The organism is Cereibacter azotoformans (assembly GCF_021391315.1).
Classification (GTDB): Bacteria; Pseudomonadota; Alphaproteobacteria; order Rhodobacterales; family Rhodobacteraceae; genus Cereibacter_A; species Cereibacter_A azotoformans.
Map to the genome: position 1 here is coordinate 2468276 of NZ_CP090021.1, position 18464 is coordinate 2486739.

At 70.9% G+C, this 18464-nt stretch carries 20 protein-coding genes; 19 read left to right on the plus strand and 1 reads right to left on the minus strand.

Going from position 1 to position 18464, the window contains the following annotated elements:
- Positions 1-129: 129 nt before the first annotated feature.
- The 8 genes from LV780_RS12385 (at position 130) to LV780_RS12420 (ending at position 7113) form a co-directional block, all read left to right on the plus strand.
- Positions 130-708, plus strand: a complete 579-nt coding sequence (locus LV780_RS12385; protein WP_002720775.1) for a hypothetical protein — start codon at positions 130-132, stop codon at positions 706-708.
- An 86-nt stretch (positions 709-794) separates the two neighbouring features.
- Positions 795-1334, plus strand: a complete 540-nt coding sequence (locus LV780_RS12390) for a hypothetical protein (RefSeq protein WP_108221477.1) — start codon at positions 795-797, stop codon at positions 1332-1334.
- Between the two features lie 103 nt (positions 1335-1437).
- A complete protein-coding gene (locus LV780_RS12395; protein ID WP_108221479.1) occupies positions 1438-1851 on the plus strand; it encodes an HNH endonuclease in 414 nt (137 codons plus the stop codon).
- 260 nt (positions 1852-2111) lie between these two features.
- Complete coding sequence (locus tag LV780_RS12400) at positions 2112-2549, plus strand: phage terminase small subunit P27 family (RefSeq protein ID WP_015921852.1); 438 nt, start codon at positions 2112-2114, stop codon at positions 2547-2549.
- Positions 2536-4194, plus strand: a complete 1659-nt coding sequence (locus LV780_RS12405; protein ID WP_108221481.1) for a terminase large subunit — start codon at positions 2536-2538, stop codon at positions 4192-4194. The genes LV780_RS12400 and LV780_RS12405 overlap by 14 nt, the downstream gene beginning before the upstream one ends.
- A 47-nt stretch (positions 4195-4241) precedes the next feature.
- Positions 4242-4802 carry a GFA family protein gene (locus LV780_RS22170; protein WP_456151797.1) on the plus strand — a complete coding sequence of 187 codons (561 nt, stop codon included), beginning with the start codon at positions 4242-4244 and terminating at the stop codon, positions 4800-4802.
- 128 nt (positions 4803-4930) lie between these two features.
- The gene (locus tag LV780_RS12415) at positions 4931-6199 is read left to right on the plus strand and encodes a phage portal protein (RefSeq protein ID WP_108221484.1); all 1269 of its coding nucleotides are present in this window, start codon (positions 4931-4933) and stop codon (positions 6197-6199) included.
- Complete coding sequence (locus tag LV780_RS12420) at positions 6196-7113, plus strand: S49 family peptidase (protein WP_108221486.1); 918 nt, start codon at positions 6196-6198, stop codon at positions 7111-7113. Before LV780_RS12415 ends, LV780_RS12420 begins: the two co-directional genes overlap by 4 nt.
- Positions 7114-7174: 61 nt before the next feature.
- On the opposite strand, the gene LV780_RS12425 is transcribed toward LV780_RS12420, so the two are convergent.
- On the minus strand, positions 7175-7708 hold the full coding sequence (locus tag LV780_RS12425; RefSeq protein WP_280523340.1) for a ClbS/DfsB family four-helix bundle protein: 534 nt from the start codon (positions 7706-7708) through the stop codon (positions 7175-7177).
- 240 nt (positions 7709-7948) lie between these two features.
- Here LV780_RS12425 and LV780_RS12430 point away from each other — a divergent pair, with 240 nt between their 5' ends.
- The 11 genes from LV780_RS12430 to LV780_RS12480 all read left to right on the plus strand — a co-directional run bounded on the left by LV780_RS12430 (position 7949) and on the right by LV780_RS12480 (position 18462).
- Positions 7949-9283 carry a phage major capsid protein gene (locus tag LV780_RS12430; protein ID WP_108221489.1) on the plus strand — a complete coding sequence of 445 codons (1335 nt, stop codon included), beginning with the start codon at positions 7949-7951 and terminating at the stop codon, positions 9281-9283.
- A gap of 56 nt (positions 9284-9339) precedes the next feature.
- A complete protein-coding gene (locus tag LV780_RS12435) occupies positions 9340-9615 on the plus strand; it encodes a hypothetical protein (protein ID WP_101341962.1) in 276 nt (91 codons plus the stop codon).
- 4 nt (positions 9616-9619) lie between these two features.
- Positions 9620-10129 carry a hypothetical protein gene (locus LV780_RS12440; RefSeq protein ID WP_108221491.1) on the plus strand — a complete coding sequence of 170 codons (510 nt, stop codon included), beginning with the start codon at positions 9620-9622 and terminating at the stop codon, positions 10127-10129.
- Positions 10126-10458 carry a head-tail adaptor protein gene (locus LV780_RS12445; protein WP_108221493.1) on the plus strand — a complete coding sequence of 111 codons (333 nt, stop codon included), beginning with the start codon at positions 10126-10128 and terminating at the stop codon, positions 10456-10458. The genes LV780_RS12440 and LV780_RS12445 overlap by 4 nt, the downstream gene beginning before the upstream one ends.
- Positions 10455-10928 carry an HK97-gp10 family putative phage morphogenesis protein gene (locus LV780_RS12450; RefSeq protein WP_108221495.1) on the plus strand — a complete coding sequence of 158 codons (474 nt, stop codon included), beginning with the start codon at positions 10455-10457 and terminating at the stop codon, positions 10926-10928. Before LV780_RS12445 ends, LV780_RS12450 begins: the two co-directional genes overlap by 4 nt.
- A gap of 1 nt (position 10929) precedes the next feature.
- On the plus strand, positions 10930-11310 hold the full coding sequence (locus tag LV780_RS12455; RefSeq protein ID WP_108221496.1) for a DUF3168 domain-containing protein: 381 nt from the start codon (positions 10930-10932) through the stop codon (positions 11308-11310).
- 9 nt (positions 11311-11319) lie between these two features.
- The gene (locus tag LV780_RS12460) at positions 11320-11760 is read left to right on the plus strand and encodes a phage tail protein (RefSeq protein WP_009567156.1); all 441 of its coding nucleotides are present in this window, start codon (positions 11320-11322) and stop codon (positions 11758-11760) included.
- Positions 11757-12143 (plus strand): hypothetical protein, encoded by a 387-nt coding sequence (locus tag LV780_RS12465; RefSeq protein ID WP_108221498.1) that lies wholly within the window; start codon positions 11757-11759, stop codon positions 12141-12143. The genes LV780_RS12460 and LV780_RS12465 overlap by 4 nt, the downstream gene beginning before the upstream one ends.
- Before the next feature lie 83 nt (positions 12144-12226).
- Positions 12227-12463 carry a hypothetical protein gene (locus LV780_RS12470; protein WP_108221500.1) on the plus strand — a complete coding sequence of 79 codons (237 nt, stop codon included), beginning with the start codon at positions 12227-12229 and terminating at the stop codon, positions 12461-12463.
- A gap of 105 nt (positions 12464-12568) precedes the next feature.
- Positions 12569-17572, plus strand: a complete 5004-nt coding sequence (locus LV780_RS12475) for a tail tape measure protein (protein ID WP_181318520.1) — start codon at positions 12569-12571, stop codon at positions 17570-17572.
- Entirely contained in the window at positions 17572-18462 is an 891-nt protein-coding gene (locus tag LV780_RS12480; protein WP_117345031.1) for a hypothetical protein, read from the plus strand. Before LV780_RS12475 ends, LV780_RS12480 begins: the two co-directional genes overlap by 1 nt.
- The last annotated feature ends 2 nt before the right edge of the window (positions 18463-18464 follow it).

Consider the following 18464-nt stretch of genomic DNA (forward strand, 5'->3'; position numbering starts at 1 on the left):
AACTGTAATTGCCCCACAGGACAGAACAGGACCGGACCCGACAAAACAGAACCTGACAAAACATCCCTTCTGCAGGGGTGAGAAGATCGGGCGGTGGCGAGACGGCAGGCGTGGCTGGCTGAGAAAGGGATGGCCATGACGAAGGCAGAGGAGCGGGCGCGGGTGAAGGCGCTGGTGGTGGACCGGCTGGAGCAGGCCGGGATGGTGAGGCGGCGCGGCACGGCCGCCGCGGCGCATGAGGCGGCGATGGCGCGGCTCTGCGAGCAGCTGGGCTACATGGGCGCGGAGAACCTGATGACGCTCGCCGAGGTGCTGATCGACAGCGCGGCGGACGGGGTCTGGCCGTCCGAGGTGCTCATCCGGCAGTTCGCGCGCGCCATCGAGGAGCCGCCGCCGGCGGAGCGGCGGCTGGTCTCGAGCTGGCTCGCCTCGGTCGAGGGACCGAAGGCCGAGGCCGGCGGGCATCTGGTGGAGCTCTACCGCTGGCTGCTGAAGCACCCGAGGCCGCCGCTCGCGATGGATCTGCGCGAGATCCGGGATCAGGCGCAGGACAATGCCCGGCGCTGCGAGCTCATCCGCGACCGGATCGACCGGGAGACCGCGAGCCGGGAGGATCGCGACTGGCTCGAGCTCTATCTCCGCGACCGGGCCCAGGCCCGCGCGCTGGTGGATGCCGGGCGCGGCCGCAAGGAAGGGGCGGCGGCATGATCGGTGGCGCGGTGGACATGCGGCGGGCAGAGCCGGTGCGGACGAGCGGACAGCAAAAGCAACAAGAACAAGGACAGGGGTGCCGCATGAGGGGCGCGAAGGGCCGGAAGGCGATGAAGGCGAAGCTGGTGAGCCTGAAGCTCGCGCCGTGGGATCTGGGGCCGCTGACGCCCGCGCAGATCGCGGGCAAGCGGATCGAGGAGGCGGCCGAGGTCGATCCGAGGACCGGCAAGGCGAGCAACCCGAACCGGGTGATCCGCACGCGGCGGGAGACCTGGGTCGGGCGCTATCACCGGCAGGGCAAGCTTTCGGTGGAGCAGGCGAACATCGCGGCCGAGCTCTTCGAAGCGGCCTCGGGCCTGCCCGCGCGCGATCCGCTGGCGGCCATCGTCCGCGTCGATACGAGCGGAGATCAGGATCCGCAGGTGGCCCAGGTGGACCGGCGCCGCAAGTTCTTCCGCATGTGGGAGGAGATCCCGACCTTCGCACGGCCGGTCATCCAGCATGTCGTTCTGGACGACCAGTCGCTCCGCAGCCTCGGCTCATGGAGCAATGCGCGGGAGGAGGCACGCCACCTCGACCGCCTTCAGCGAGGCCTGGACGCGCTCTCTGAGGCATGGCGCTGAGAAGAGCTTGACCTGTCACGTTCAAGTCGGCAGATTGCCATCATCGAAGACAAGCGCCCGGCGAGCACCCAGCTCTCCGGGCGCTTCGCTTTGGAGCCTCCCCTTGATCCGCAAACTCTGCTGCGCACCGGGCTGCGAGGAGCTCGCGCCGACCGGCCAGGCGCACTGCCCCGACCATGCCGCCGAGGCGGAGGCGAAGGCACGGGCGCGCAAGGCTCGAGCCAAGGCCGGCGCGGCCGCGCAGGCGGGTGCGGCCTTCTATGCCACCGGCCGCTGGCGGCGGGCGCGGGCGCGGTTCCTCGCGGCCCATCCGCTCTGCGCCGACTGCGCCGGGCTCGGGCTCGTGGTGGCGGCGGCCGAGGTCGACCACATCCGGCCGCACCGCGGCGATCCCGGGCTGATGTGGGACCGGGCGAACTGGCAGCCGCTCTGCCGACCCTGCCACAGCCGCAAGACCGCGCGCGAGGTCTTCCACCCACCGGGGGGCATCGCAAAATCGGAGGGGTCGGCCAGGTAACCGGCGCTCGAACCTTCCTTTTCGTGCACGGCGAATTGGCAAAAAAAAGCCCACCGGGCAGAGGGGTGAGAGGCACCGGGAGACCGGCGCCCTGCCCTCGCCCCGGCGGATCCACGACGAGCCGATGGCCGCGAGCCCCCGCTCCGCGCGGCGCACAACAGACATGATGGACCGCCGATCCCGGCGCCCCCGATCCGGCCGCGGTTGCGGCGGTGATCGGGCCGGCGCGGGCGCGGTCCCTTGAAACGAGGACAGTCACGATGCGCGGGCAGAAGCCGAAGGTCTCGAACGTCATCCCGATGAAGGGCGACCTCGCGGCGCCCGTGCCGGAGGCGCCGGAGTGGATGAGCGCGGAAGGGCGCGACGTCTGGGAGCGTCTTGCCCCGGTGCTCGTCACGAAGAAACGCCTCGAGCCTGCCTTCGAGGATCCGTTCGCGGTCTATTGCGAGGCCGTAGCCGATGTCATCCGCTTCACCGGCGACATCGCGGCCTTCGGCAGCTGGTACGAGGTCGAGACCCGCAACGGCCGCCAGCAGAAGAAGCGCGCCGTCTGGGGCCAGCGTCAGGATGCCATCGCCGTCATGAACCAGCTCGCCGCCCGCTTCGGCCTCACCCCCGTCGACGAGGCCCGCGTCCGCGTCACCGGACAGGGCGACCTCTTCGACGAGATCCTGAAGACCCTCGATGGAGCCGATTGACCATCCGGTCTCGCGCTATGCGCTCGATGTGGTCGAGGGCCGCGAGACCGCAGGCGAGCTCGTGCGCCTCGCCTGCCTGCGCCATCTGACCGACCTCGAGACCGGGCGCGACCGCGGCCTCTGGTTCGACTGCAAGGCTGCGAGCCGGATCCTCAACTTCGCCGAGCTGATCCAGCACACCACGGGGCCGCTCGCCGGGCGCCCGCTCACGCTCCGCCCCTGGCAGGCCTTCCGCCACGGTTCGGTCTTCGGCTGGAAGAAGGAGGGGGGCCTCCGGCGCTTCCGCACCACCTATCATCAGGTGGCCAAGAAGAACGGCAAGACCACCGACACGGCGGTGCCCGCCCTCTTCACCGCGCTCTTCGACCGCGAGGCCGCGCCGCAGGGCTACTGCGCCGCCACCACGCGCGACCAGGCCGGGCTCCTCTTCCGCGAGCTCAAGCGCATGATCCGCGCCTCGCCGCATCTCTCGGCGCTGATGCAGGTCTGGCGGACCTCCATCGAGGTGCCGGCGACCGAGGGGCTGATCGCCTGCCTCTCGCGCGACGGCAACAGCTCGGACGGGATCAACCCGCACTTCGCCGCCCGCGACGAGGTCCACCGCTGGACCGACCGCGAGCTCGCCGAGGTGCTGACGAACTCGATGATCGCCCGCGCCCAGCCCATCGACTGGGCGATCACCACCGCCGGCGCCGACCGCGCGAGCCTCTGCGGCGAGATGCGAGACTATGCCGAGGAGGTGGTGCGCGGCACCGTCAGCGACGACAGCTTCTTCGCCTATGTGGCCGAGCCCCCGCAGGAGTGCGACGTGGGCGATCCCCGGTTCTGGAAGATGGCGAACCCGAACCTCGGCGTGGCCTTCTCCGAGGAGCGGTTCGGCGAGATGTACCGCGAGGCCACGGTGATCTCGGGCAAGATGCCGAACTTCCGCCGGCTGCACATGAACCTCTGGACCGAAGGCGCCCAGACCTGGATCGCGCGCGACGTCTGGGACCAGGGCGCCGAGCCCTTCGATCCGCGGTCGCTCTACGGCCTGCCGGCCTGGGTCGGCCTCGATCTCTCGAAGACCACCGACCTCACCGCGATCTCGGTCGCGGTGCCGAAGGACGGCCAGATCTACCTGCTGGCCTATTCCTTCCTGCCCGAGGGGCCGAAGGGCTTCATCGCGCGGGCGCAGAAGGAGAAGCGCGAGTATGTCGCCTGGCGCGATGCGGGCTGGCTCGAGGTCCATTCGGGCGGGGTGATCGACGAGGATCAGGTGATCGAGCGGCTCGAGACGATCCGCGCCCGGTTCGACCTGCGCGAGCTCGCCTACGACCGCTGGGGCATGAAGTACATGGCGAAGGAGCTCCTGAAGCGGCGCTTTCCGCTGGTCGAGCACGGGCAGGGCTACGGCTCGATGTCCTCGCCGATGAAGCGCTTCGAGGAGGCGGTGGCGAAGGGCCGGATCCGCCACGCGGGCAATCCGGTGCTGGCCTGGGCGGTGGGGAACGTCCACCGCGACGAGGATGCGGCCGAGAACATCAAGCCGAACAAGGCGCGCTCGAAGGGCCGGATTGACCCGGCGGTGGCCGCGATCATGGCCCTCGGCCGCGCCGAAGCCGCCGAAGGCCGCCGCCGCGCCCGGGAAGTGGAGACGGCGTGAGCGGGCGATCCGCTCGCGCTGCGTGGAGGGCGGCCCTCGGGACGGAAGTGACGGCCACGACTTCTGGCGACATCTCCGGGATCACTCTTCCCGGGATCGGTGTTGCGGACATTGCTGCCGTTGACTGCCTATGTGAGCATGCCTTGAACAAGGTATCGAGGAGTAAACGGTTGAACCCTCCCTATCACGGCGGCTGCGAATGTGGCGCAATCCGATATACGGTCAGCGCCGCGCCGATAGTTGTTTATGCGTGTCACTGCACGATCTGCCAGACCCAGTCGGGAAGCGCCTTTGGCATGGCGATGCGAATTCCTGCTGAGAGTTTCTCGCTGACGAAGGGAACACTCAAAACCTTCAGGCGTGTGGCGGACAGCGGGCAGGTCTTCACCAATTCGTTCTGTCCGGATTGTGGGACCCGTATCCATCATCAGGCAGACCGAAGCCCCGGCCAGATCAGTCTTAAGCCCGGAACATTGGACAATTCATCCTGGCTGCGACCCAGCCATCACGTCTTCCTGCGAAGTGCCCAGACGTGGGTAGTCATACCGGACGATGCGCTGAGGTTCGAGACCGTTCCTGAAAACAGGGCTTGGCTTCGCGGAGAATGACCGGGTGACCGCCTGCAATGAGGCTCGGAGCGGACAGTGCGTTTCGAGCCCCTGCGGCGGTCACCAACATCACGAAAGCAAAGAGCAGGCGCTCCCCGCGGGATCGCCGGGCGGAAGGAAGGACCGGCATGAGCAGATGGCCCCGATTTGGCGCTTCGCGAATGGCGGGCGCCTCCGTCCGCACCGAGCCGCCGGTGACGGCGCCGCAGGCCTCGGCCGAAGTGAGCGGCACGGCGGCGCCGAAGCCGTGGCTGCAGGAAGTGGGCTGGAGCTCGGGCGGGGCGAGCCGGATCCGCACCCTGCCCCGCGTCTCGGCCGAGGTCGCGCAGCGCCATGCCACGGTCTATGCCTGCTGCGCCGTCATCGCGGGCGATCTCGCCAAGGTCCCGCTGAAGCTCTTCCAGCGCACCGGCGACGGCCGCGAGGTCCGGGTGCGGGACCATGCGGCGCCCTATCTCCTGAATGTCGAGGCGGCGCCGGGCGTGGCGGCCTCGGTGGTGCGGTTTGCGCTCGGCTATGCCTTCACGCTCCGCGGCAACGCCTTCGCCTGGGCGCCGCGCGACGGGGCCGGCGAGCTCGAGCTGATCGATCTGGTGCGCCAGTCCGGCTGCAGCGTGCTCCGCGCCGGCCGAGACCGGTTCTACGACTTCGAGGACGGCGCGGGCCTCCGCCGCCGCGCGCCCGCCCGCGCCATGATCCATCTGCGCTACATGGCCGAGGACGGCTGGACCGGGCGCAGCCCGCTCGAGGTCGCGGCCGAGAGCGTGGGCCTCGCGCTGGCGGGCCAGGAGTCGGCGGCCCGCGCGGCCTCGGGCGTGACCGCCCGCGCCGTGATCCGGCTCCGCGACGATTACGAGGATGACGAGGCCCGCGTCCGAAGCGCCCGCCGGGTGGCCGCGGCCCTCCGCGCGCCGGAGGTCGAGGGCTTCCCGATCCTCGGCGAGGGCGAGGATGTGCAGACGCTCGACATGAAGGCGGCCGATCAGGAGCTCCTCGGGAGCCGCAAGTTCGACCGCGAGCAGATCGCGGCGATCTACCGGGTGCCGCCGGCGAAGCTGCAGATGATGGAATATGGCGTGAAGGCAAACGGCGAGCAGCAGGCCATCGATTACCTGACCGACTGCCTCCTGCATTGGGCGAAGCAGGTCGAGGACCAGCTCGCACTCGGCGTCCTCACCGAGGCCGAGCGCCGGGCCGGATTCTACCTGAAACATGACTTCGGGGCCCTCCTGCGCCCCACGACGCGCGAGCGCTACGAGGCCCTCGCCAAGGCGGTGGGCGGCCCGATCCTGACCCCGAACGAGGCCCGGCGCATCGACGGCTACGACCCCATCGAGGGCGGCGACCGGCTGAACCCGGCCCCGAACATGACCCGCAGCGAGGAGAGAGACCCATGACCCGCATGCTCGCCAGCCTCTTCGGCCCCCTGCAGCCCATGGCGCTGGCCGAGGATCTCGCGGCGCCCCTCCTCGCCCTCACGATCCCGGAATCTGCGGCCGATCCCGCCGCGGCGGCCCGTGCTCCAACGGCCGGCCCGAGCGTCCCCGACCGCTTTACCGTCGCGCGCGGTCTCGCCGTGGTGCCGGTGCGCGGGATCCTCACGCCGAACATGGCGCAGTACGAGCGCTGGTTCGGCTGGGCCACCTACCACGGTCTGGCCGAGACGCTGACCCACCTCGCCGCCAGCGAGGATGCCGCCGCCATCGTGCTCGAGATCGACAGCCCGGGCGGCCTCGTCTGCGGGATCGAGGCCGCGGCCGAGGCCATCGCCGCGGCGGCCACCGTGAAGCCGGTCCATGCGCTCGTCTCGCCGCTCGCGGCCTCCGCCGCCTATTGGCTCGCCTCCCAAGCCTCGGAGATCGTGATGACGCCCGGCGCCGTCGCGGGTTCCATCGGCGTGGCGCTGACCGCTGCGGCCCATGTCCAGCCGGGTGCCAACGGTGCGCAGATCTTCGAGATGAGCTCCCGCCACGCCCGCGCCAAGCGCCCGGACGCCTCGACCGAGGCCGGCCGCGCCGAGCTCCAGCGCAGCCTCGACGAGGCCGAGGCCGCCTTCCACGCCGCCGTCTCCGCCGGCCGCGCCATTCCCGCGGCCGAGCTCGCGGCGCGGCTCAGCGTCACCGACGATCCGCAGGACGGCGGCGCCACCTTCCGCGCGCCCGAGGCCATCCGCCGTGGCCTCGTCGACCGCACCGAGACCCGCGCCGCCTTCTACGCCCGCCTCACCGCCCGTACCGCGCCGAAGCCCCGCAGCCCCGGCCGCGCCTTCGCCGCCCGTGCCGCGGCGGCGGCAGCGCTCGCCCGGAGCTGACCGGCAGACAGAACCGCGTGCAACGAACTCCGGGACTGCCGTAGGGGCGTGGCGGCATCGCTCAACATCCGGCCTTCAACCACTTTCTGATACGCCCTCGCGCGTTGGCATAGGGTGCTGAAGTGTTGAACTGGATCATCCGCCCCTTGGTCCATTTGCCATACCAGGCGCCGCCATAGAGCTCAGCGTCGGTTCGGGACGAAATGGTCTCGACCAATCGAACATTTACCGCCTGGAGACGGCTCAGCAGATCTTGCCACTCGAGATGCCGATAGTCCGCGTAGAACTTCTGGGCCAGCAAGCCGAGCTCGTTCCATTTGAAGCCGCTTTCGGGAAACTCCACCGTCTCGCCACGATCATCCCGATCCAGCCACTTCATGACGAGTTCGTTCCAGCCCAGCAGATAGGCTACCAGATCGGCGGGGCTCATCCATGTCCCGGCGGCATGTCCCTCCAGCGAAGCCACGCGGCTGCGTTCCGCCGGCACTCGGCCAAGCTCGAGCATCAGCTTATCGAATGTCACTGAAATGGCGTCCAGAAGTTCTGCTTTGGACACAGGCACGCTCATGATCGATTCCTTGCTGTTCGCGTCCATAGGTTATGCTCCAAACGTGTCGCAGCCGAAGAAAGGCATGGCGTCTCGGGCCGGCGGTCACCCGAGCCAGTCGCCGCTCACACCATTCACCGGCAACGGTCGGCACCTCACGCCACCTCTGAACTGAGCCGAACCAGCCGGAACAGGCCGGCTGCGGCCAGCCCCTTCACCCCTTCCCATCCCCCGCCCGTGGCGGGGCCGTTCGGCTGCGCGGATGCAGCCCTGCCAAGAGAGGATCCCATGGCACGACAGAACCTCGACGACCTGCGCCGCGCCCGGAAGGCCGCGGCCGACACGATGGCCGCGGTGGCCGCCCGCATCGGTGCGCTCGAGGCGGCCGAGGCACCGGACGCGGCCGCGCTCGAGGCCGAGACCGCGGCCTTTGCTGCCGCGGAAGCCGCCTTTGCCCGGGCCGATGCCGCCGTGACGCGCGCGGCGGCCGTCGAGGCCGCGCAGGCCGCAGCGGCGCAGGGCGACGGCGCGGGCGCCGGGAGCGGGGCAAGTGCCGCCGGCGCCGAGGCCGTGCCGGCCGTTGCCACCGATCCGGCGCATCGCGGCGTGGCGGCGGGCTTCATGGTCCAGGCCCTCGCCCGCACCAAGGGCGACCGGGACAAGGCCGCCCGCCTCCTCGAGGCCGAGGGCCATGGCGCGATCTCGGCCGCTCTCTCGGGGGCGAGCGAAGGCGCGGGCGGCGTCACCATCCCGCGGCCGCAGGCGGCCGAGCTGATCGAGATGCTGCGTGCCCGCGTCGTCGTGCGCGCCTCGGGCGCCCGCACCCTGCCGATGCCCGCGGGCGAGATGCGACACGCCAAGCAGGTGGGCTCGGCCGTCGCCGCCTATGCCGCCGAGAATGCCGCCATCGCGCCGAGCCAGCCCAGCTTCGACAAGATCGACCAGAGCTTCAAGAAACTCGTGGGCATGGTCCCCATCGGCAACTCGCTCCTGCGGCACTCGGGCGTGGCGATGGCGCAGCTCGTGCGCGACGACCTCCTGAAGGTGATGGCGCTGCGCGAGGATCTCGCGTTCCTGCGCGGCGACGGCAGCGCCGACACGCCGAAGGGGCTGCGGCACTGGATGCTGCCCGCGAACTGGTCCGCCGCTCCGGTGGCGGCCACGCCGGCCGCGGCGGAGGCGGCGATCCGGCGCGCGGTCTCGCTCGTCGAGGATGCCGACGTGGGCATGGTCTCGCCGGGCTGGATCATGCGGGCCTCGACGAAGAACTGGCTCGCGAGCCTGAAGGACGCGAACGGGAACCCGCTCTTTCCCTCCATCGGGGCCTCGGCCCAGCTCATGGGCTTCCCGATCCGGACGAGCTCGCAGATCCCCGACAACCTCGGCGCGGGCGGCGACGAGACCGAGATCTACTTCGGGGACTTCGACGAGGCGATGATCGGCGACAGCATGGCGCTGGTGGTGGGCTCCTCGACCGACGCCTCCTTCGTCGACGGCAACGGAGCGACCGTCTCGGCCTTCCAGAACGACCTGACCCTCATGCGGGCGATCTCGGAGCACGACTTCGCGCCGGCGCATGACGAGGCCTTCGCCGGCTTCAATGCCTCCGGCTGGACGCTCTGACACACAGCCGGCCCGAGCGCGGGCCGGCGCATCCCCCCTTTCCCCCGGAGAGATCCATGAAGACCATCGTGACCTTCATCCGCCCCTGGAACCGCTACAACCGCGGCGAGACCGCGGGCTTCGACCCCGCAACGGCCGCGGGCCTGATCGGCGTCCATGCCGTGCCGTATCGGCCGGCAGACGCGGCACCTATCGCGTCGGCCGCGCCGCCTGTTGAACCGGCGACCCCTGCCCCGAGCTTCGAGGCCGCCGTGGCCGCGCTCGAGACCCCGGTGGACACCGCGCCGAAGGCCCCCGCAGCCGACCTGCCGGTGCAGGGCCGGCGGAAGTGACCCCATGCGCGTGATCGAGCCCCCGGCGCTCGCGGTCCCGGTCGAGGCCTTCAAGCGGGCGGTCCATCTCGACGGGCCCGACGACGATCTCCTGATCGCCGAGCTCCTCGCCGCCGCCACCGAGGTGGTCGAGACCGCCGCCCGCCGCCCCCTCATGCCCCGGCTCGTGGCTTTCGAGACCCCGGCCGGGCGCTGGTCGCGCTGGTATCTGCCCATCGCGCCGGTGATCGAGCTTGTGGAGATCTCCGACCCCGCCGCCGCCCGCCTCGTGCGCGGCGCCACCGAGCCCGTGCTCGAGCGGCCCGCGGCGGACGGGGCCGTCAGCCTCACCGCGCTCTGCGGCCACGAGGATCCGGCCCGGATCCCGCGCGGCCTCTGCCAGGCGGTGATCCTGCTCGCCAAGGAATGGCACGACGCCGGGATCGGCCCAGCCGAGAGCGCCCCGCCGCTCTCCTTCGGCATCCAGCGCCTGATCCGTCAGGCCCGCTACGCCCGGCCGATGGTGTCGGAATGAGAGCCCCGCGCTTCGACCGCCGGGTGCAGATCCAGCGCGCCACGCTCGCCGACGACGGCTTCGCCTCGGTCGAGGTCTGGGCCGACCATGGCACCCCGATCTGGGCGGCGAAGGCAGACCTGAGCGACGGCGAGCGCTGGAGCGCCGGCGAGGTGGCGGCCAGCGTCACCACCCGCTTCACGCTCCACCGCACCGCCTTCGCGAGGAGCCTCACGCCGAAGGACCGGCTCCTCTCCGAAGGCCGCAGCTTCGAGATCTCCGGCATCAAGGAAGGCGGCGCCGGCCGCCGCTTTCTCGAACTGACCTGTTTCGCGAGGACCGACCGATGAGCGTCACCGTCTCCGTCACAGGCCTCCGCCAGCTTGAGGCCCAGCTTGCGAAGCTGTCGAAGGCCGCGGGCAAGGCGGCCCTGCGGCGGGCGCTCAAGACGGCGGCCCAGCCCTTGGCCGATCTGGCTCAGAGCAAGGCCCCGGTCGGCGACACCCGCACGCTGGCGCCGTCGATCACGGTCGGGACGCGCCTCAGCAGGCGGCAGGCGAAGCGGCACCGCCGCATGTTCCGCGACGACCGGGCCAGCGTCGAGATGTTCGTGGGCGCGGGGCCGCTGCCGAGCGCGCACAATCAGGAGTTCGGCAACATCCACATGGCGCCGCAGCCCTTTCTCCGCCCGGCCTGGGATCAGGACCGCGAGGCCCTCCTCGAGCGCCTCCGCGCCGATCTCTGGCAGCAGGTCTCGAAGGCCGTCGTCCGCGCCGAGAAGCGCGCGGCCCGGGCCGCTGCGAAAGCCGCAGGAGGCTGACATGGAAGAAGCCCTCCGTGCGCTCCTGCTGGCCTCCGGCGGGGTGACGGCGCATGTGCAGACCCGCGTGAACTTCGGCCGCCATCCGCAGGGCGAGCCGCTGCCGGCGCTGGTGCTCAGCACGGTGAGCGACCGCGAGGGGCTGACCCTCCGCGGGCCGGACGGGCTGCAGCAGGCCCGCGTCCAGATCGACTGCTACGCCGGGAGCTACGGCGCAGCCAAACAGCTTTCCCGCGCCGTGCGCGCCGTGCTCCACGGCCACAGCGGCGGCGGGTTCCAGGGTGTCTTCCTCGACGGCGCGCGCGATCTCCGCGAGCCGGGCGACGACACCGGGCGGCCCTTCCGGGTCTCGCTCGACTTTCTCACCATCTACTCAGCATAGGAGGGCCGGATGGCCTCGAAACAGATCATCGCCTACGGGGCCGAGGTGGAGCGCTCCACCGATGGCGCCACATGGAGCGCGATCCCGGAAGCCAAGGGGATCGCCGTGCCTGCCGTCGAGCAGGATTATCAGGATGTGACCTCGCTCGACAGCGAGGGCGGCTACCGCGAGTATATCAAGGGGCTGAAGGACATCGGCCAGATCACCATCCCGATGGGCTACACCTCGGCGGGCTATGCCGCCATGATCGCCGATCAGGAGGCCGCGCACCCGATTTACTACCGCGTGACGATGAAGCCCGCCCCGGACCAGAGCACGGGCGACGTGTTCGAGTTCCGCGGCTTCCCGGTGCCGCAGCTCGAGGCGGGCGATCTCGGCGCGCCGGTCGGCATCAACCTCAACATCCGCGGGACCGGCGCCCCGACCTGGACGCGGGGGACGGAGGCATGAACATGATCCGTGGCGCGATCCCGTTCGAGGCCGAGGGGCGCGCGCGCTTCCTCCGGCTCACCACCAACGCCCAGGTCCGCTATCAGGAGCGGGCCGGGGAGACCCTCGTCGATGCCATCGTGGCGATGCAGGGCGAGGCGTCGCAGGGCGACATGCTGCGGCTCCGGCGCCTGATCTGGGCCGGCCTGGGCCACGAGGGGCTGAGCGAGGATGCAGCGGGCGACCTGATCGACGAGATCGGGCTGGCCGAGGCCTCGCGGCTCCTGGGCGATGCGATCCGCGCCGCCTTCCCCGAGGCGGCCAAGGCCGAGGCCGAGACCGGGGACGCCGAGGGAAACGCCCAAGCGCCGGCAAAGCCCAAAGCAAAGCCGGCCGCGGCCTGATCGAGGCCCTCCTCGCCCGGTGGCTCGCTGCCGGGCAGGAGTATGAGCCGTTCTGGCGGCTCACCCCGCGCGAGGTCCTGGGGGTGCTCGAGGGCGACTATAAACGGCGCCGGCGCGAGATCGAGGACCGGCGCGTGCTGCAGCACGAGCTCGCGACCCTCGTGGCCTTCGCCTTCCACCAGCCGGGCAGGATGCCGGACTACAAGCCGCCGGCAGAGGCGTCAGCGCCTCCCCCGCAGCAGTCGGACGCCGGCTGGGATACCGACCACGAGCGGGTGCGCGGCTTGCTCATCGGGATGGCACTCAGAGGGCGCGGGTGATCCCCGGGTTGACCCCAGCATGGCGCGGCCCGCCGCCGGACCAGCGCCCGCAATCGCAACTGACCAGGCCGCCTCCGGGCGGCCTTCTCCATGAGGAGGCTTCCCATGTCGGCAGTCATCGGCGCACTCCGGGTCAACCTCGGCCTCGACAGCGCAGAGTTCCAGAAGGGCCTGAAGAAGGCGCAGTCCTCGCTCGGGGCGGCGGCGAAGGCGTTCGGCGCGCTCTCGGCCATCGGCGCCACGGTCGGCGCCGCCATGACGGGCATCGTCGTGCCGACCGCCCGGGCGGCGAACGAGATCTCGCGGCTGGCGCAGGTCGCGAACACCACGCCGCAGATGCTGCAGCGCTGGTCTGCGGCCTCGAAGAGCGTCGGCATCGAGCAGGAGAAGCTCGCCGACATCCTGAAGGACGTGAACGACAAGGTGGGCGACTTCCTCTCGACCGGCGGCGGCGAGATGAAGGACTTCTTCGAGAAGATCGCCCCGAAGGTCGGCGTCACGGCGAAGGAGTTCCGCAACCTCTCCGGGCCGCAGGCGCTGCAGCTCTATGTCTCGAGCCTCGAGAAGGCGGGCGTCTCGCAGGCGCAGATGACCTTCTACATGGAGGCCATCGCGAACGACGCGACCCTCCTCCTGCCGCTCCTGCGGAACAACGGCGCCGAGATGGAGCGGCTCGGGGACCAGGCGGCCGACCTCGGCGCGATCCTCAGCGACGACGCGGTGGCGGCGCTCCGCGATGCGCACCTGGCGCTCGGGCAGATGGCCACGGCGGTCTCGGCCGCCCGCGACCGGATCGCGGCCGAGCTCGCCCCCGCGGTCGAGGCCATGGCTGTGGCCTTCACCACCTCCATGCGCGAGGGCGGTCTCCTGCGCGGCGTGATCGACGGGATCGGTTCGGTCGCGGGCGCGGTGGCCGGCAACATCGACCGGCTGGCGGTCTATACCGCGACGGCTGCGGCGGCGCTGGCTGTCTCGATGACCCCGGCCCTCATCGTCGCCACCCGCGCGGCCTGGGCGTTCGTCGCGGGCCTCGTCGCCACCCGCGCGGCCCTGATCCGCACCGGCCTCGGGATCGCCGTCGTGGCCGTGGGCGAGCTCGCGTACCAGACGCTGCGCGTGGTCAAGGCGGTGGGCGGCCTCGGGAGCGCCATGGAGATCATGGGCCGGGTCGCCCGCGGCGTCTGGGAGGGCATCAAGACCAGCGCCTCCGCCCTCGGCCCGGCGCTCGACGCGGTCTGGAAGACGGTCGAGGGGGGCTTTCTGACCATGATCGCCGCCGTCGCCCGCAAATGGACCGACTTCCTGCGCGACCTGTCGCAGGGGATGGCCGCGATCCCCGGCATGGGCGACGCGGCGCTCGATGTGGGCAACATGGCGATCATGGCGGGCTCCGGGGTCCATGCCCTGACCTCGGCGGCCGAGGCCGCGCGCGACGAGGCGAAGGCGCTGAAGGAGGAGGCCCAAGCGCTCGCCTCGGAGGGCTTCGACGCCGCCGCCGCTGCCGCGGCCGAGCTGCGCTCCGCGGTGACGGGCACCGGGGAGGCCGCGGACGGGGCGGCGCCTTCCGTCTCCGACCTCGGCGAGGGCGTGTCGGACCTCGGCGGCGCAGCGGGCGGTGCCAAGCAGAAGCTCTCCGATCTCGTCACGGCCGCAAAGGCGTGGAAGGAGCGGCTGAAGACGCCGGTGCAGAAGTACCGCGAGGAGATCGCGAAGCTCGGAGAGCTCTCGAAGAAGGGCCTGCTCTCGGCGGACGAGCATCGGCGCGCCATCGGCGAGCTGAACAAGGAGCTCGGCGACGGCATCCCGCTCATCGGCGACGTGGCCACGGCCTGGGGCGACTTCGTCGCCGGCGGGTTCAAGGACTTCAAGGGCTTCGTGGGCAGCGTCCTCGGGAGTTTCAAGGGCATGCTGGCCGAGATGATCGCCACGGCGGCGCGCAACCGGATTATCATCGGGATGGGGCTCGGCTCCGGCGGCCTCGCCGGCACCGCGGCCGCGGCGGCGGGGGTGCCGGGCATGGGCGGCGGCCTCGGGATGCTGGGCAGCCTCTTCGGCGGCGGGGGCCGGTTCCTGGGCAGCATTGGCAATGCGTTCAGCGCCTTCGGCAGCGGGGCTCTGGGCTCGCTCGGGAACTTCTTCTCGGGCGGCTTGTCGGGGGGCTTTGCCTATATCGGCCAGTCTCTGAGCATGGCCACGAGCGGCCTCGTCGGGTTCGCGCAGGCGGCGGGCGCCATTCTGGGCCCCATTGCCGCCGTGGCAGCGGCCTTCTCCTTCTTCGGCTCGAAGACGAAGCTCCTCGATGCAGGGCTGCGCGTCACCGTGCGCGAGCTGAATGCGATGGTCGAGAGCTACCGGAAGGTCGAGAAGTCCCGGTTCGGCGGGCTGTCGAAGTCGCGGAGCACGAGCTACGGCCTCGCGGATGGCGCGGTGGCCGGCCCCATCGTCAAGGCCGTGAGCCAGATGCAGGCCTCGGTCATGGATGTGGCGGACACGCTGGGCATCGGGGCCGAGGCCTTCAAGGGCTTTGCGGCCTCGGTCAGGTTCTCGACCAAGGGCCTCTCCGACGAGGAGATCGGGGCGAAGCTGCAGGAGAAGCTGACCGAGCTCGGCGACGACTTCGCGGCGCGCGCCTTCGGCTATGTCGGCCGGAACGACCAGGCGATCAAGGACCTCGAGAAGCGGATCGCGGAGGGCACGTCCTATGCGGTGGTGAGCGGGCTCAAGGGATCCCTCGGCGACAAGATTCTCTCCGCGTTCTTGGGTCGGAAGCAGCAGGGCGACCTGGCCGACCTGATCGCGGGCAATACACTGGTCTCGACCCGCCCCGAGCTCGCCGCTCTGGTGAAGGAGGGCGAGAGCTTCGTCGAGGCCCTGCAGCGGCTGAGCGCGGCCATGTCCGGCGTCAACGGCGTCATGGACACGCTGGGGCACAGCTTCCGGGCGGTGGACATGGTGACGGCCGGCATGGCCTCGGATCTGGCCGCGCTCTTCGGCGGGCTCGACGGGCTCGTCTCCGCCACCTCCTCCTATTATCAGGCCTTTTACAGCGAGGCCGAGCGGATGGAGACCGCGACCCGGCAGGCGACCGAGGCGCTGGCCCGGATGGGTGTGGCCCTTCCGCAGACCCGGGCGGAGTATCGCCGGCTGGTCGAGGCGCAGGATCTTACCACCGAGCGGGGTCGGGAGCTTTACGCGGCCCTCGTGAGCATGGCCGGCGTCATGGATCAGATCCTGCCGAGCGTGGCGAGCCTCTCGGCCGGGCTGGCGGGGCTCGTGGGCACCATCGCCACGGATCTCGACGGGATGATCTCCGGCGCGGCCGAGGCGCAGCGGGCGGCGGCCGCGGCGGCGAAGGGCTGGTATCAGGTCACGCTGTCTCTGCGCGACACTATCGGCGACCTGCGCTCGGCCGCGTCTGAGCTGATCTCGCCCGCGGTGGCCGCGGCCCAGTCGCAGGCGCGCTATCAGACGATGCTCGCGAGCGCGATGGCGGGCGATCAGGACGCCGCCAAAGCCGTCTCCGGCGCGGCCTCGGCCTATATCGAAGCGGTGCGCGGGCAGGCCAGGTCCGCGGTGGATGTGGCGCGCGCGCAGGCGCGGGTCCTTTCGGACCTGCAGCTCCTGCAGGGCGTGACCGGCCTCGAGGGGGCGAAGGAGGATGTGCTGGCCACGCTCTATCAGGAGCAGGTCGATCTCCTGACCGAGGTGCGGGACTATCTGACCGGCGGCGAGGCGCTGAAGCCCGAGCAGATTACGGCGCTGAATGCGCAGCTGGGCTCGCTCGAGAGCGCCATCGCTGCGGCGAAGGAGATCTCCTTCGCCGCGCTCCGCGAGCGGATCGATGTGACCGTGGGGCTGACGGCGACGGCGGACATTCCGGCCGACCTGCGCCGCATCCTGAAGAGTGCCACGAGCGGGGTCGAGGTCTCGCTCGACATGGTGCTGCGGCGGATGGATCTCTCGCCCGATCTGGTCTGGATCGCGGCGAAGCAGTCTTCCGACCATCTCGCGCGCATCACCTATCTGGCGAAGGCCGACGCGCTGCCCGAGGATCTGCGCACGCTCGCCGCCGTCCGCGTGGCGCAGTCGGTGCGCCGGCTCGCGCTGGTGATGGACCGGCCCGCCTCCGATCTCGGCATGGCGGAACTCCTCAAGGCCCTCGGCGCCAAGGGCGGCCGGATCACGCTGGGCGGGAGCTTCGCCTTCGATCCCTCGACCGGCTTCTCGAGCTGGTTCGAGACCACCACGCGGGGGGCGATCACGGCCCCCATGTCGGCGCTGCGCACCGCGCTCGGCGATCTGGCGTCCGCCGTGCGGGCAGAGACGGCCGCCGCGACGAAGAGGGGACAGGGGGCGGCTCTCTCGGCCTTCGCCGGAGGCCTCGCGACCAATGCGGCCGGCGACATCCTCGCCACGGACAAGCAGATCATGGCGATGGCCGCCAAGGCCGGGATCTCGACCGACGGCAAGACAATCGGGCAGGTGATGCGGGCCATTGAGGGCTTCTCGACCACCGACGGGATCGAGACGATCCGCCGGCTGCCGGGGAGCCTGAAGGACTACCTCTGGGGCATCTTCCAGCAGCGGAAGGGCCGGATCCCGCTCGATACCGCCGACTACCTGCGGCTCTATCCGGACGTGGCGGCCGATGAGTTCGGCTACGATCCGACCATCCACTACCGCAACCACGGCCGCGAGGCGATCCTCGCGGGCCTGCGGCCCTTCAAGCCGGAGGTGTTCGACTGGTCGGCCATCGGCCTCGATGTCCCCGGCTTCGCCGCGGGCGGCCTGCATGCGGGGGGCCTGCGTCTCGTGGGCGAACTCGGGCCTGAGCTCGAGGCCACCGGCCCGAGCCGCATCCATAGTGCGGGGCGGACCGCCGACATCCTCGGCGGCGCCGCCATGGGCGCCTCCGAGGTGGCCGGGGCGGTGCGCGACCTGCAGGCGGAATTGGTGCAGCTGCGCGCCCAGAATGCCGAGATGGCGCGCGAGCTGGCCGAGATGAAGGTCTGGGCCCGCAAGGGCGCCGAGGCCTCCACCGCCACCGCCAAGGACCTGCGCCGGATCGGCACGGTGGGGGTGCGGATCGACCCGACGGAGGCCGTCTGATGCGGATCATCCTGCCGACCCCGGTGACGCCGGCGGCGCTTCTCGCGAGCAATATCCCCGAGGACGACCATCCCGCCTGGAGCGCAGGCCAGACCTACGCCCGGGGCGCGCGCGTGGTGGCGGATCACGGCGTCTGGGAGAGCGTGGCCGACGGCAACCAGGGCCACGATCCGGCGGGGGATGCGCTCGGCAGCTGGTGGCTCCGGATCGGGGCCACCAACCGCTGGCGCGCCTTCGACGAGCGGATCGGCGGCCAGACGGTCGGCGGCCCCACGATCACCTATTCCATCCGGCTGCCGCGCACGCTGAACCGCATCGCCTTCTTCAACCTCGATGCGGCTTCGATCCGGGTGACGGTCACCACGCCCGCAGGGGCCACGATCCACGACCGGACGGTCGATCTCGTGGCGCGCGATCCGGTGGGCACCTTCTGGGAATATGTCTTCACCGAGTTCGCCTTCACGCCGAACGTGATCGTCGCGGCTCCGCTGCCGGCCGGGGCCACGCTCGACATCACGGTAACGGGGGGCGCCGTCACCCGCGTGGGCGAGATCGTGATGGGCCGCGACACGCCGGTCGGCACCACGGTGGCCGGCACCGGCCTCGGTCTCGTCGACTATTCCGTGAAGCAGCGCGACGAATGGGGCGGGCTCTATATCGTGCCGCGCCCCGTCACCCGCACCGTCTCGCTCGCCTTCCAGGTCCCGCTCGAGGGCGCGGCCCGCGTCCAGTCGATCATGGAGCGGGTCTCGAGCCGGCTCGCCGTCTTCTACGCGGGCGAAGGGGCCGACGTCTGGGGCACCACCGTCGCCGGCATCCTCCGCGATTACGACCTTACCCTCGGCCATGCCATCTGCGACGGCCGCGCCGAGGTCGAGAGCCTCGCCTGACG

Coding starts and splice junctions, on each gene's coding strand:
- LV780_RS12390 (WP_108221477.1), top strand. CDS start 795: ATGAGGGGCGCGAAGGGCCGGAAGGCGATGAAGGCGAAGCTGGTGAGC.
- LV780_RS12385 (WP_002720775.1), top strand. CDS start 130: ATGGCCATGACGAAGGCAGAGGAGCGGGCGCGGGTGAAGGCGCTGGTG.
- LV780_RS12420 (WP_108221486.1), top strand. CDS start 6,196: ATGACCCGCATGCTCGCCAGCCTCTTCGGCCCCCTGCAGCCCATGGCG.
- LV780_RS12480 (WP_117345031.1), top strand. CDS start 17,572: ATGCGGATCATCCTGCCGACCCCGGTGACGCCGGCGGCGCTTCTCGCG.
- LV780_RS12450 (WP_108221495.1), top strand. CDS start 10,455: ATGAGCGTCACCGTCTCCGTCACAGGCCTCCGCCAGCTTGAGGCCCAG.
- LV780_RS12445 (WP_108221493.1), top strand. CDS start 10,126: ATGAGAGCCCCGCGCTTCGACCGCCGGGTGCAGATCCAGCGCGCCACG.
- LV780_RS12430 (WP_108221489.1), top strand. CDS start 7,949: ATGGCACGACAGAACCTCGACGACCTGCGCCGCGCCCGGAAGGCCGCG.
- LV780_RS12415 (WP_108221484.1), top strand. CDS start 4,931: ATGAGCAGATGGCCCCGATTTGGCGCTTCGCGAATGGCGGGCGCCTCC.
- LV780_RS12425 (WP_280523340.1), bottom strand. CDS start 7,708: ATGGACGCGAACAGCAAGGAATCGATCATGAGCGTGCCTGTGTCCAAA.
- LV780_RS12400 (WP_015921852.1), top strand. CDS start 2,112: ATGCGCGGGCAGAAGCCGAAGGTCTCGAACGTCATCCCGATGAAGGGC.
- LV780_RS12465 (WP_108221498.1), top strand. CDS start 11,757: ATGAACATGATCCGTGGCGCGATCCCGTTCGAGGCCGAGGGGCGCGCG.
- LV780_RS12460 (WP_009567156.1), top strand. CDS start 11,320: ATGGCCTCGAAACAGATCATCGCCTACGGGGCCGAGGTGGAGCGCTCC.
- LV780_RS12455 (WP_108221496.1), top strand. CDS start 10,930: ATGGAAGAAGCCCTCCGTGCGCTCCTGCTGGCCTCCGGCGGGGTGACG.
- LV780_RS12475 (WP_181318520.1), top strand. CDS start 12,569: ATGTCGGCAGTCATCGGCGCACTCCGGGTCAACCTCGGCCTCGACAGC.
- LV780_RS12435 (WP_101341962.1), top strand. CDS start 9,340: ATGAAGACCATCGTGACCTTCATCCGCCCCTGGAACCGCTACAACCGC.
- LV780_RS12405 (WP_108221481.1), top strand. CDS start 2,536: ATGGAGCCGATTGACCATCCGGTCTCGCGCTATGCGCTCGATGTGGTC.
- LV780_RS12440 (WP_108221491.1), top strand. CDS start 9,620: ATGCGCGTGATCGAGCCCCCGGCGCTCGCGGTCCCGGTCGAGGCCTTC.